Source organism: Variovorax sp. P1_G12 (assembly GCF_056405555.1).
In genome coordinates this window covers 28,696-41,174 of the sequence record NZ_JBFUBW010000048.1, presented here as the reverse complement: position 1 = coordinate 41,174, position 12,479 = coordinate 28,696, and the positions used below count along the sequence as shown (strand labels likewise).

Below are 12,479 nucleotides of genomic sequence, written 5' to 3'. Positions count from 1 at the left end.
GACCCACCGCGTCGGCGATGTTGCCGGTGCCGGCCTCGAACTTGTTCGGGATCGGCTGGAACACGGTCTTCTCGAAGGTCACGTCGGCGATCATGTTGCCGCCGCCCTGCCAGGGCGGCATGTCTTCGAGCACCTCTCGCTTGCCCCAGACCACGCCGATGCCGGTCGGGCCGAACACCTTGTGGCCCGAGAAGACGAAGAAGTCGGCGCCGATGTCCTGCACGTCGACCCGCATGTGCGACACCGACTGCGCGCCATCGACCAGCGCCAGCGCGCCGGCCCGGTGCGCGAGCTCGACGATCTCCTTCACCGGCACCACCGTGCCGAGTGCATTCGAGACCTGCGTGACGGCGACGATCTTGGTCCGGTCGTTGAGCAGCTTGCGGTACTCGTCGAGCAGCACCTGGCCCGAATCGTCGACCGGGATCACGCGCAGCTTCGCGCCCTTGGCCGAGGCGAGCTGCTGCCAGGGCACGATGTTGGCGTGGTGCTCAAGGTGGCTGACGATGATCTCGTCGCCCTCGCCCACGTGCTGGCCGCCCCAGCTCTTGGCCACCAGGTTTATCGCTTCGGTGGAGCCGCGCACGAAGATCACTTCGTCCACGTCGGGCGCATTGATGAACTTTCGCACCCGCTCGCGCGCCCCCTCGTAGGCATCGGTCGCGCGCGCCGCGAGTTCGTGCGCGGCGCGATGGATGTTCGAGTTCTCGTGCTCGTAGAAGTAGGCGATGCGGTCGATCACCGACTGCGGCTTGTGGGTGGTGGCGGCATTGTCGAACCAGACCAGCTGCCGGCCGTTGACACGCTCCTGCAGGATCGGAAAGTCGCGCCGCACCGCATGCACGTCGAAGGGCTGGCGCTCGCCGGCGGCCACCGTCGGCACGTCGCCGTGCGGTGACGGCTTGGCCGGCGTGACGTAGCCGCTCGGCAAGCGCACCGCATCGACGAAGTAGTACTGCGGCTGCGTCGAGGGTTCCGGAGCCGGGCCGGCTGGCGTCGGCGGCTGCTTCGCCAGCAGTCCCTGGACATCGCTGCTCCCGGGCTGCGCGAACGGATAGTCGGCCAGCCCATCGTGCACGCCGGGCGCGCCGGGCGCGCCGTCGGTGCCGCGACCGCCCGGTGACGGCCGGCCGTAGCTGTCGCCCAGGAAGTAGAACGGCGACGACTGCGAAGGCGTTGCCGCCAGCGCTTCGGGCACGCCCAGCACCGCACCGCCGAGCCGCGGCTCGTAGGCCGGCAAGGCGCCCAGCACGTTGTCAGGAACGCCGTTGCCCGCCAGCGCGTGCGGCTGCAGCGCCGGCGCGCGGTTGCCGAGCGACAGTACCTGGGTCGGCGAGGCCGGGATCAGGTTGGTCCCGGGCACCTGCCCTTGCGGGATCGGCGTGCCCGGCACGCTGGGGCCGAAGCCGGCCGGACTGGCCGGCGGCGAGCCGGGCGGAGCGAGTTGCGACGGCGCCTGCACGCCGGGCGGCACGGCCTGCCCCGGCAGCGCCGCGAACAACTGGCTCGCCATGCGGGCCAGCACGGCGGGGTCGAACGGCGCCTCGGTGGGCTGTGGCACGTGCGGCAGCCCCGGTGGAGAAAGTGAGGTGCTCACTGCGCGACTTATTTGTAGGTGTCGAGGACGGTGTAGTCGTGGTACTTGCCGATCTCGACGTCGTCGAGCACGGCCAGCGCATCGGTGGTCAGCACCGCGACCGAGCAGTAGAGCGAGATCAGGTACGACGCGATCGCGTGGTTGTTGATGCCCATGAAGCGCACCGACAGGCCCGGGCTCTGCTCGCCCGTGAGGCCCGGCTGGAACAACCCGACCACGCCCTGGCGCTTGTCGCCCACGCGCAGCAGCAGGATCTTGCTCTTGCCGTCGGCCACCGGCACCTTGTTCGACGGGATCAGCGGGATGCCGCGCCAGGTGATGAACTGCGAGCCGAACAGGCTCACGGTCGGCGGTGGCGTGCCGCGGCGCGTGGCTTCGCGGCCGAAGGCGGCGATGGCCAGCGGATGGGTCAGGAAGAAGGCCGGCTCTTTCCAGACCTTGGTCAGCAGTTCGTCGAGGTCGTCGGGCGTCGGCGCGCCGGTCAACGGGAAGATGCGCTGCTCGTCGGTCACTTGCGACAGCAGGCCGTAGTCCGGGTTGTTGATGAGCTCGCTCTCCTGGTTCTCCTTGATCGTCTCGATCGTCAGGCGCAGCTGCTCCTTGATCTGGTCGTGCGGGCTGCTGTAGAGGTCGGAGATGCGGGTGTGCACGTCGAGCACGGTGCTCACGGCATTGAGGTTGTACTCGCGCGGATGGTCTTCGTAGTCGACCCAGGTGCGCGGCAGCTGGTTTTCGCTTTCCTTGGCCGTGCAGACGACCTGGATCGACTCGGGGTTGCGGACCTTGTTCAGGCGGTAGATGCCGGCCTCGACCGGGACCCATTGCAAGAGGTGCGTGAGCCAGCGCGGGCTGATCGTTTCGAGCTGGGGAACGCTCTTCGTGGCATTGGCTAGCTGGCGGGCGGCGTTGTCGCCCAGGGCGGTGGTGCCACCGACGGTTGCGGTCATAGGAAGAAACTCCGTGGTTCGAGGTGGAATTGCAGGAAAGTGTCGAAGGATTCGGGTTTTCCCTCAACGGGCTATAGCCGACAAACTGATGAGTTGGCCGGCGCGCGCCTCGTCGAGCTGCTGGCAGCGCGAGAGCAGGGCTGCGACGTCGAGCTGCAGCGCGACGGCGAGCTTCTCCGCCGTGACGATCGAGGCGATCACTCGTCCCCGTTCGATCTCGCCGACATAGGAGCGGTCCAGTTCCGAGCGTTCGGCCAGCTGCACTTGGGACCAGCCGTTCTGGACGCGCAACTGACGCACCGTCACGCCGAAGCGCTCGATCAGCGCACTCACTGGACCGACACCGCGAGCGCCTCGCCAACGGGCGCTGCGTTCTGTACGCCGGCCTGCGTCACGCTGGCGCCGGCGGGCACGTCCGCAGTCAACCAGACGTTGCCGCCGATCACCGCGCCGCGGCCGATCGTGACGCGCCCGAGGATCGTGGCGCCGGCATAGATCACGACCTCGTCTTCCACCACCGGGTGGCGCGGCAGGCCCTTTTGAAGGATGCCGTGCGCATCGGTCGGAAAGCGCTTGGCCCCGAGCGTGACGGCCTGGTAGACTCGCACGCGCTGGCCGATCACGGCGGTCTCGCCGATCACGACGCCGGTGCCATGGTCGATGAAGAAGCCGCTGCCAATCTGCGCGCCGGGGTGGATGTCGATGCCGGTTTGGCCATGGGCCAGTTCGGCCACGATGCGCGCCAGCAGCGGCAACTGCAGCCGATAGAGCTGGTGCGCCAGCCGGTGGTAGATCATCGCCAGCACGCCCGGGTAGCACAGCAGCACCTCGTCGACGCTGTGCGCGGCCGGGTCGCCCTGGTAGGCGGCGATGACGTCGCTGTCGAGCAGCCGGCGAATGCCCGGCAGGGCGGCACCGAAAGCGCGCACGCCCTCGCGGGCCTGGGCGTCGATCTCGGCCGCCGCCCGCGGCGCATGGCGCCCGACGTAGTGAAGTTCGAGACGCGCCTGCTCCAGCAGGGCATGCAAGGCGGCATCGAGCGTGTGGGCGACGTAGAAGTCCTCGCCGTCGTGGCGCAGGTCGGAAGGGCCGAGCCGCATCGGAAACAGCGCGCCCTTGAGCTGCTCGATCACGACCGACAGCGCATCGCGCGACGGGAACTCCCGACCGGCGGGCTCGCGCGGGCGCTTCTGCGCATCGCGCCATTCGCCGCGCACGCTGCGCAGCGCGCCGACCACTTGGTCGACATCAAATCCCGACATTGCTTTTCCTCCGCGTTGCGAGTCCATGCGGGCGCGCGCTCGTGACGGCGCGCGTCCCGCACTCAGTCCTGAACCCAGGGCAGTTGATGGAAGCGCCAGCCGTCGGCCGCGCCCCGGTGCTGCGCGGCGTCTATCTCGCCTTCGAAGCCTTCGAGCACGTTGAACACATGGCTGAAGCCGGCTTTCGCGGCCGCCTCGGCCGCCAGCGCCGAGCGCTTGCCGCTGCGGCACAGCAGCAGCACCACGGCATCCTTGCCGCCGTCCTTGGCCAGCTTGGCTTCGAGTTCGCGCACGAAGCGCGGGTTGCGCGTGAGCGCGGTGCCGGTGGCCCAGGGCACGTGCAGGCTGTCGGGCACATGGCCCACGAACTTGCGCTCCTCGCCCGAGCGCACATCGACCAGCACGGCATCGCGCTGCTGAACGAGTTGCCATGCGACGGGCGGCGTGACGCCCCCGGCGTAAGGCAGGTTCTCTTGCTCCGCAGCGGCCTGGGCTTGCTCCAGCACGGCCGGCAGTGCGAGGGTTTCGACGTCCGATGACATGAAAATGCTCCGTTGGTTTGAGTGATTGCTCGGGTCGCCTTGATGGCGATAGACCACTTCAGGACGAAGCCCTTCAAGCACAAACGACTGAAAAGTCAATTCCTAACAACCAACTGATCTATTCATTGCCAGGCAACGCCGGACGTGTGCAGAGGGCTCAGAGCTTGGCGATCGAGACCTCGGTCGACTTGACCAGCGCGACGACATCCGAACCCACCTTGAGTTCGAGTTCGTCGACCGAGCGCGTGGTGATGACCGAGGTCACGATGCCGAACGGCGTCTCGACGTCGATCTCGGAGACGACGGTGCCGCGCACGATCTCGCGGACCTTGCCGCGAAACTGGTTGCGGACATTGATGGCCTTGATGGTCGAAGTGGTGGTGGATGTCATGCGAAGCTGCCTTGAATGGGAGGAGAGGGGCGTGGTGGAATCGGAATCGAGGCTCAGCGACCCGGTACGAAGAGCGCTGCCTGGAGGGTGTCGACCCGCCGTGGCAACAGTTTTTCGGCGAAGAAGGCATCGGCGATGCGCTGCTGCTCGCCGAGGCCGCCCGTCACGACCGGGCGGACTTCGTAGCTGCGCCGCGCGTTGGCCTGTTCGATGGTGGCGACGTCCAGCCCCCACACCGGCGCCAGCAATTCCGCGGCGTCGCGGGGATTGCTCTTGACCCACTTGCCCGCCTTGTCGAGCGCGGCGTAGATCACGCGCAGCACATCGGGACGCGCCTGTGCGAACTTCGTCGAGGCCAGGTAGTAGCGCTGATAGGAAGCGATGCCGGAACCGTCGACCAGCACGCGCACGCCGGCCTGGCGCTGCGCTGCCGCGAAGAACGGATCCCAGGTCACCCAGGCGTCGATCGCGCCCTTCTCGAAAGCCGCGCGACCGTCGGCCGGTGTCAGGTACGCGACCTCGACGTCCTTCAACGCGACCCCGCCCTTGTCGAGCGCGGCCAGCAGAAGGTAGTGGCCCCCGGAGCCTTTCGCGACCCCGATCTTCTTGCCCTTGAGGTCGCTCAGGGCCTTGAGGGGCGAGTCGGCTCGCACCACGATCGCCTGCGCGGTCGGCGAAGGCGCCTCCTGGGCCACGAACGTGAGTTGCGCGCCGGCAGCCTGCGCGAACACCGGGACCGTGTCCGCCACGTCGGCGCTGAAATCGAGGTTGTCGAGGTTCAGCGCCTCGAGCAACGGCAGGCCGCTGGTGAACTCGTGCCAGCTCAACTTGACGCCGAGCGGCGCGAGCTCGCGCTCGAGCGTCCCCTGCGCCTTGAGCACGGCGATCAGCGTCGACGACTTCTGGTAGCCGATGCGCACCACCGGGCTGGCCTGCGCGAAGGCGACCGTGCCTGCCGCGACCATGCCCACGGCCAACAGGGCCCGGGCCAGGCGTCGAATCATCCTCATGGCTTGGCCGCGACAACGGCGTCGCTGACCTTGATGGCCTTCGGAATCAGTTTCAAGTCGAAGAACGTGTCGGCGATCTTCTGCTGGTCGGCCGCGACGTCGGGCGTGATCGGCTTGACGTTGAACTCGTAGCGCTGCAACGCGAGTTCGACGACGTCGACCGGCAGGCCCTGCAGCGGCGCGATCAGCTCGGCGGCCTGGCGCAGGTTCTTCTTGAGCCAGATGCCCTGCGACACCGAATCCTCGAACAGCGCCTCGATCACCTTCGGGTTCTTCGTGACGAAGCCGCGCTCGCCCAGGTAGTACTGGTAGTTGTTGACCACGCCGGGCGAGCCGTCGGCCAGCACGCGGGCGCCGGTGGCCTTCTCGGCAGCGGCCTGGAACGGATCCCAGATCACCCAGGCGTCGACGTTCTTGCTCTCGAACGCGGCACGGCCATCGGCGGGGGCCAGGTACACCGGCTGGATGTCGCTGAGCTTGAGGCCGTTCTTCTCGAGCTGCTTGACGAGCAGATAGTGCACGTTGCTGCCCTTGTTGAGCGCCACTTTCCTGCCCTTGAGATCGGCGACCGAGCGGATCGGCGAGTCCTTGGTGACGAGGATCGCTTCGGCCCGCGGCGCCGCCGGGTCGTAGCCGAAGTAGACGAACCTGGCACCCGCGGCCTGGGCAAAGATGGGCGGCGCTTCGCCGACATAGCCGACATCGACCGCGCCGACGTTGAGGCCTTCGAGCAGCTGCGGGCCAGCCGGAAACTCGACCCACTTGACGCCGAAGCCGAGCGGCTGCAACTTCTTCTCCAACGTCCCCTGGACCTTCTGCAGAACGAACAGGCTCGCGGACTTCTGGTAGCCGATGCGCAGCTCGCCCTTGACCGCTTGCGCATGGGCCGAGGTCACCGCGAGGAAGCCGGTGATCAGCGCGATGGCACAGACGACCAGCGCGCTGAGCACGATATCGCGCAAGGTCTGCCAGAGGGAGCCCTCCGGCGGGTCGAGGTGGACGTGTTCTGCGGGGACGGGCGACATGTGAATTCCTGGGATCGTCTAAGAGCGGACGCGATTCTCGAAAGAGGTCGTCGAAAGAGGAACGACCGTTAAGTCAGTTGCATATAGCCAAATCAACCGACTACGCGGCGGCTGGCAAGGCGGCCGGTGTGGAGGCGCGTGCACGGCGTGCGTCGACGCTCCAGGGGCCCGGGCCAGCGGCAGCGATGTACAGGAAGACGAAGGAGAACAGCACCGCCGCCTCGCCCTGGTTCAAGAACGGCACCCCCACGAAGCCCTTGGTCGCATGGCCGATGAAATAGGCGAACGCCAGCAAGCCCGAGAGGACAAACGCTGTCGGACGCGTGAAGAGCCCGATCAGCAGCAGCACGCCGCCGACCAGTTCCAGGACGCCTGCCACGCCGAGCAATGACAGGATCTGGAGATTGTCGAAAAAGGCGACGTGAGGAAAGCCGAGCAGCTTGGCCGACCCATGCTGGATCAGCAGAAAAGCGGAGACGATGCGCAGCACGGACAGGACGCGGGGCGCCAGGAGTTCGGGATTGCGAAAGGACATGGTGAGCCAATCAATAAGGAGGGAGTGAAGGCCAGTGCGGTCAAATGCACGGCAGCAGACCGGCGAATTCTGCGGACGTACAACACGTCCGCCAACGAACGAATGCGAGTTTGCAGATGCGCTTTCCGTTGGCTTGCATAAGCATCCAAGCAATCGGTCTTTGGCGGCTTGGCGGACGCGGCGTACAAGTGCGGTCTATGTCTTCGACCCGCCAACTCAAGCTGGGTGCATTCATGCGCCCCGTCAGCATTCACACCGGCGCCTGGCGCTATCCGGGCGCCTTCGCCGACGCCAACTTCAACTTCGCGCACTTGAAGCGCTTCGCGCAGACACTGGAGCGAGCGCGCTTCGACGCCTTCTTCATGGCCGACCATCTCGCGGTGCTCAACATGCCGATGGAGGCGCTCCAGCGCAGCCACACCGTGACCTCCTTCGAGCCGTTCACCCTGCTGTCGGCGCTGAGCCAGGCCACCGAGCGCATCGGCCTGGTCGCCACCGCGTCGACCACCTTCGACGAGCCCTTCCACATCGCGCGCCGCTTCGCTTCGCTGGACCACCTGAGCGAGGGCCGGGCAGGCTGGAACATCGTCACCACCTCCAACCCCGATGCGGCGCTCAACTTCGGCCTCGACGATCACATGCCGCACGACGAGCGCTATGCGCGGGCGCGCGAGTTTTACGAAGTCGTGACCGGCCTGTGGGACAGCTGGGCCGACGACGCCTTCATTCGCGATGCTGCGAGCGGCCGCTTCTTCGATCCGGCTCGCCTGCACACGCTGAACCACAAGGGCAAGTACCTCTCGGTGCGCGGCCCGCTGCACATCGCGCGACCGGTGCAGGGCTGGCCGGTGATCGTGCAGGCCGGCGCGTCGGAGCCCGGACGGCAGCTCGCCGCCGAGACGGCCGAAGTGATCTTCGCCGCGCACGGCACGCTCGCGGAGGGCCGCAGCTTCTATGCGGACGTCAAGGGCCGGCTGGCCGCACTGGGCCGCGAGCGCGACCACCTCAAGATCCTGCCGGCGGCGTTCGTGGTGGTCGGCGACAGCGTGGAAGAGGCGCGCGCCATCCGGGCGAAGCTCGACAGCCTGGTGCACTACGAGAGCGCCATCGCTTCGCTATCGATCGCGCTCGGCGTCGATGCGTCGAAGTTCGACCCCGACCGCCCTCTTCCCGCCGTGCCGGACACCAACGCCAGCAAGAGCAGCCAGCAGCGCGTGATCGCCCTCGCCGAGCGCGAAGGCTTCACGGTGCGCCAACTGGCCCAGCGGCTTGGCGGCTACGGCGGCCTGGCCTTCGTCGGCACGGCGCAGACCATCGCCGACGAGATGCAGGAGTGGCTGGAGTCCGAAGGCTCGGACGGCTTCAACATCATGTTCCCGTGGCTGCCGGGCGGGCTCGACGCCTTCGCCGACAAGGTGGTGCCCGAACTTCAGCGGCGCGGCATCTTCCGGCGCGAGTACGAGGGCGCCACGCTGCGCGAGAACCTCGGCCTTCCGCGGCCGGCCAACCGCTTCTTCGCGGCCGCCGCACCGTCTGCTTCTTAGGGCTACTTGTTGGGCTGGGGCGTCAAGCGCAGGTAGGGGCGCACGGCCTTGAAGCCCTTCGGGAAGCGCTCGGCCAGTTCGGTCGGGTCCTGCAGGCTCGGCAGGATCACGACGTCGTCGCCGTCCTTCCAGTTGGCGGGGGTAGCCACCTTGTGGCTGTCGGTCAGTTGCAGCGAGTCGATCACGCGCAGGATCTCGTCGAAGTTGCGGCCGGTGCTCGCCGGGTAGGTGAAGGTGGTGCGGACCACCTTCTTCGGATCGAAGATGAAGACGCTGCGCACGGTCGCCGTGGTCGACGCATTGGGGTGGATCAGGTCGTAGAGCTCGGCCACCTTGCGGTCGGGATCGGCCAGGATCGGGAAGTCGACGGTGGTGTTCTGCGTCTCGTTGATGTCGCCGATCCACAGCTTGTGCTTGTCCGCCGGATCGATGCTGATCGCAATCGGCTTCACGCCGCGTTTCGCGAACTCGCCCGACAGCGCCGCCGTTTTGCCGAGTTCGGTGGTGCACACCGGCGTGAAGTCGGCCGGGTGCGAGAACAACACCACCCACGAATCGCCCGCCCACTTGTAGAAGTCGATCGTGCCCTCGCTCGAGTCCTGGGTGAAATCGGGGGCGGTGTCGCCGAGTCGCAGAGTGGCCATGGAAGCTCCTGAGAGGTCAAAAGCTCGATTTTGGAAAGACATGCCACTCGCGCCAACGAAGGCCTTGTACTTCGATATGCAGTTTCTGTATCGCCCCGCTGCGGCTCTTCGACCCGGCTACTTTTCGGCGAAGGCGCGCTCGACCACGAAGTCGCCCGGCGTCGAGGTGTTGCCTTCCTTGAAGCCGCGGGCCTCGAGGATGTGCTTGAGGTCGACCAGCAGGCCCGGGCTGCCGCACAGCATCACGCGGTCTTCGGCGGCATTGAGCGGCGGCAGGCCGAGGTCGTCGGTGAGCTTGTTGCTCTCGATCAGCTCGGTGATGCGCCCCATGTTGCGGAACTCCTCGCGCGTCACGGTCGGGTAGTAGAGCAGCTGCTTGTCGATCATCTCGCCGAGGATCTCGTGCTTGGGCAAGTGGTCGGTGACCAGGTCGTGGTAGGCCAGTTCGTCGATCTGGCGCACGCCGTGCACCAGGACGACCTGCTCGAACTTCTCGTAGGTGTCGGGGTCGCGGATGATGCTCATGAAGGGCGCCAGACCGGTGCCGGTGCCGAACAGGTACAGGCGCTTGCCCGGCAGCGTGTAGTCGATCAGCAGCGTGCCGGTGGGCTTGCGGCCGACGATGATCGTGTCGCCGACCTGGATGTGCTGCAGCTTCGAGGTCAGTGGGCCTTCCTCGACCTTGATGCTGAGGAACTCCAGGTGCTCCTCGTAGTTGGGGCTGACGATGCTGTAGGCCCGCAGCAGGGGCTTGTTGTTGACCTTCAGGCCGATCATCGTGAAGTGGCCGTTGGAGAAGCGCAGGGCCGGATCGCGGGTGGTAGTGAAGGTGAACAGGCGGTCGGTCCAGTGGTGGACGCTCAGCACGCGTTCTTCGCTGAAGGCACTCATTGGCGCGTGACGGCCCGATCCGACTCAATGCGCTCACCCGACGCCGGCGCCTCCACCAGTTCGAACTCGATCAGTGCGCCATGGGTTCGCGCCGGGTCGAGCGCGGCGCTGGTCTGTGCCGCGTCGGTGGTGCGCAGCACCAGCGCGTAGGGCCCTTCGCCGCGTGCGGCGAGCCGCTGCGTGAGCGGGCTCGAGGGCTCGCCGATCGGGTCGCGCGGTGCCGACAGCACCAGGGCACTGCCGCCGACCGCGACGACCGCGATGCGTCCGCTGCTGCCCGGGAGCGCCACCGCCTGGCCGACATGGGCGCGTTCGTCGTCGCCGCCATCGCCATCTCCGAACAACGCGCGGTAGCGCGCCAGGCTGGCGTCGAGATCGTGCACCGCGATGGCGAGGCTGGCGACGCCGAGCGCGCCGTTCGGATGCACCCGGGCGGCGCCTTCGGGCACCCGCAAGGCGCGCGGCGTCACGTCGCCGCACAGAAATGGCAGGTCGGGCGACGGCGGCCGCGCGGTCTGCCAGCGCAGCCGCTCGCCGTCGGGACGCAGCCGCCCGCCATCGAGCGGGCCATCGAGGACCAAGCCGCGCGCCGCGGCGCCGGCCACCGTGTCGGCGGTGCTGCGCGGCAGCAGCGCATAGTCGACGATGCCTTCGCCGTGGCGCTGCAGCAGCTTCCACCAGCGCTCCTCCGGTGCCGGCGCCTTCCAGGCGATCAGCTCGAAGTAGCTGCCATCGGCGAACACCACCAGCGCGTTGTGTGTGGTGCGGCCCGGATGATCCCCGCCGTGCTGCACGTTGAAGCCCAGCGCCATGTAGTCGGCGATGGCAGATTCGAGGTCGTTGACGACGATGACGATGTGGTCGAGAGGAAGAGACATGGCTTTGCTTTCGAGGTTCAGGCAGCGATGGCGTCCGGTGCCGTCTCGTCGGCGTTGGCCGCCGCAGCACGGGAGTTGACCAGCTTGACCTCGGCGCGGATGGCCTGCGGATTGCGCAGCAGGTTGAGGATCGGGCAACTGCGCTCGACCGCCTCGAACAACGCGTCGATGTCGGCGCGGCTGGCGGGCGAATCGATGTGCACGGTGTAGCCGATCTGGTGCGGCCAGATCGGCGTCTGTTCATGGCCCGGCCTGCCACCGCGCGGATCGATGATGCCGGTGACCTCCACCTCGAGGCTCTCCAGCGGCACCTGTCGCTCGGCGGCCTGGATCAGGAAGATGTGGGTGACGCAGGTGCCCAGCACGCCGAGCTGGAGCTCCGGCGAGCTCGGGCCCAGGTTGTAGCCGGCGAAGTCGGGCGGGCTGTCGCTGATGACCTGGTGCTCGCGGATGCGAAGGCGGCGCACGCCGCTGCGGCCTTCGGCACGCACGCTGGCCTTGAGCTGGGCGGGCTGCGCGGTGCCGGCTTCGATGGCGGCGTTGCGTGCGAGCACGGCAGCGCGCTTCTCGGAGAGGTAGTCGTTCAAGTGGCTCATGACAATCTTTCTTGGTTCAAACAGGTCCGGCGGGAAGCCGGTGATTCTTCGCATCGGCCGTCCGATGCGGAACGAAGAAGAAAGAGCAGGCTTAGTCGGTTTCCGTATATCCCTTGAGACGACAACGCGCAGTGGCTCGGGACAGCAAAATGTCACTCGAACCGAGCACACCCGTGCGAGCAAAGGATTGCGACATGAAGAAACTCTGGTTGCATCCCCTCGCTTGCTGCTGCGCTTTCGCGGCCGGCGCCGGTGCCGCCGAGAGCTGCGAGACCCTGCGCGCCCAGATCGAGGCGAAGATCGCCGCGGCGGGCGTGACGCGCTTCACCGTCACAACGCTCGATGCCGCCGCGCCGGTCGAGGGCCAGGTGGTGGGCAGCTGCGAACTCGGCAGCAGGAAGATCGTCTGCCAGCGCGACCGCGGCAACGGTCCCGAACCACCTCCATCGCGCGTCCGCGGCGAGCCGATCCTCACGGAGTGCAAGAACGGCAGCGTCTCTGTCGGCGGCGATTGCCCCCGATAAAGCGGGCTCAGCGGCAGACCGTGGTGGTCCCCACCGGCGTACAGGTTCTGCCGTCGAGGCCCTGGTATCGCTTGTCGAGCGCAGCCAACCAGG

Annotated in this window: 15 protein-coding genes; 2 read left to right on the top strand and 13 right to left on the bottom strand. The window is 67.3% G+C overall.

The genetic code is table 11. From position 1 onward, the window contains the following. The 9 genes from AC1D2O_RS34310 to AC1D2O_RS34270 form a co-directional block, all read right to left on the bottom strand. Positions 1–1,513 (bottom strand): aminotransferase class V-fold PLP-dependent enzyme (locus tag AC1D2O_RS34310; RefSeq protein ID WP_478158659.1); only part of this gene is annotated, 1,513 nt, incomplete at its 3' end. A 92-nt stretch (positions 1,514–1,605) separates the two neighbouring features. Further along, positions 1,606–2,544 carry a family 2A encapsulin nanocompartment shell protein gene (locus tag AC1D2O_RS34305; RefSeq protein WP_478158656.1) on the bottom strand — a complete coding sequence of 313 codons (939 nt, stop codon included), beginning with the start codon at positions 2,542–2,544 and terminating at the stop codon, positions 1,606–1,608. Between the two features lie 63 nt (positions 2,545–2,607). Beyond that, the gene (locus AC1D2O_RS34300; RefSeq protein WP_478091407.1) at positions 2,608–2,877 is read right to left on the bottom strand and encodes a helix-turn-helix domain-containing protein; all 270 of its coding nucleotides are present in this window, start codon (positions 2,875–2,877) and stop codon (positions 2,608–2,610) included. After that, complete coding sequence (gene epsC, locus AC1D2O_RS34295) at positions 2,874–3,806, bottom strand: serine O-acetyltransferase EpsC (protein ID WP_478091408.1); 933 nt, start codon at positions 3,804–3,806, stop codon at positions 2,874–2,876. The genes AC1D2O_RS34300 and epsC overlap by 4 nt, the downstream gene beginning before the upstream one ends. Positions 3,807–3,868: 62 nt before the next feature. Further along, entirely contained in the window at positions 3,869–4,348 is a 480-nt protein-coding gene (locus AC1D2O_RS34290) for a rhodanese-like domain-containing protein (protein WP_478091409.1), read from the bottom strand. 157 nt (positions 4,349–4,505) lie between these two features. Further along, positions 4,506–4,739, bottom strand: coding sequence for a TOBE domain-containing protein (locus AC1D2O_RS34285; protein WP_478158655.1), 234 nt, complete (start codon positions 4,737–4,739; stop codon positions 4,506–4,508). A 53-nt stretch (positions 4,740–4,792) separates the two neighbouring features. Further along, a complete protein-coding gene (locus tag AC1D2O_RS34280) occupies positions 4,793–5,743 on the bottom strand; it encodes an aliphatic sulfonate ABC transporter substrate-binding protein (protein ID WP_478158658.1) in 951 nt (316 codons plus the stop codon). Positions 5,744–5,745: 2 nt separating this feature from the next. Further along, positions 5,746–6,774, bottom strand: coding sequence for a sulfonate ABC transporter substrate-binding protein (locus tag AC1D2O_RS34275; protein WP_478094267.1), 1,029 nt, complete (start codon positions 6,772–6,774; stop codon positions 5,746–5,748). Positions 6,775–6,874: 100 nt separating this feature from the next. Beyond that, positions 6,875–7,309: a DoxX family protein gene (locus AC1D2O_RS34270; RefSeq protein ID WP_478094265.1), complete on the bottom strand. Its 435-nt coding sequence runs from the start codon at positions 7,307–7,309 to the stop codon at positions 6,875–6,877. 197 nt (positions 7,310–7,506) lie between these two features. On the opposite strand from AC1D2O_RS34270, the gene AC1D2O_RS34265 reads away from it, so the two are divergent. Continuing rightward, positions 7,507–8,853, top strand: coding sequence for an LLM class flavin-dependent oxidoreductase (locus AC1D2O_RS34265; protein ID WP_478158654.1), 1,347 nt, complete (start codon positions 7,507–7,509; stop codon positions 8,851–8,853). Between the two features lie 2 nt (positions 8,854–8,855). Here AC1D2O_RS34265 and AC1D2O_RS34260 read toward each other — a convergent pair whose 3' ends face one another. From AC1D2O_RS34260 to AC1D2O_RS34245, 4 genes are all read right to left on the bottom strand, one after another. Next, positions 8,856–9,497 carry a peroxiredoxin gene (locus AC1D2O_RS34260; RefSeq protein WP_478090451.1) on the bottom strand — a complete coding sequence of 214 codons (642 nt, stop codon included), beginning with the start codon at positions 9,495–9,497 and terminating at the stop codon, positions 8,856–8,858. A gap of 117 nt (positions 9,498–9,614) precedes the next feature. Next, positions 9,615–10,388 carry a ferredoxin--NADP reductase gene (locus AC1D2O_RS34255; RefSeq protein ID WP_478158653.1) on the bottom strand — a complete coding sequence of 258 codons (774 nt, stop codon included), beginning with the start codon at positions 10,386–10,388 and terminating at the stop codon, positions 9,615–9,617. Continuing rightward, a complete protein-coding gene (locus AC1D2O_RS34250; protein WP_478090449.1) occupies positions 10,385–11,266 on the bottom strand; it encodes a VOC family protein in 882 nt (293 codons plus the stop codon). The genes AC1D2O_RS34255 and AC1D2O_RS34250 overlap by 4 nt, the downstream gene beginning before the upstream one ends. 17 nt (positions 11,267–11,283) lie before the next feature. Then, a complete protein-coding gene (locus tag AC1D2O_RS34245) occupies positions 11,284–11,862 on the bottom strand; it encodes an OsmC family protein (RefSeq protein WP_478090448.1) in 579 nt (192 codons plus the stop codon). A 194-nt stretch (positions 11,863–12,056) separates the two neighbouring features. Between AC1D2O_RS34245 and AC1D2O_RS34240 the strand changes: the two genes are divergently transcribed. Further along, the gene (locus tag AC1D2O_RS34240) at positions 12,057–12,386 is read left to right on the top strand and encodes a DUF1161 domain-containing protein (protein WP_478090447.1); all 330 of its coding nucleotides are present in this window, start codon (positions 12,057–12,059) and stop codon (positions 12,384–12,386) included. Positions 12,387–12,479 lie beyond the last annotated feature (93 nt).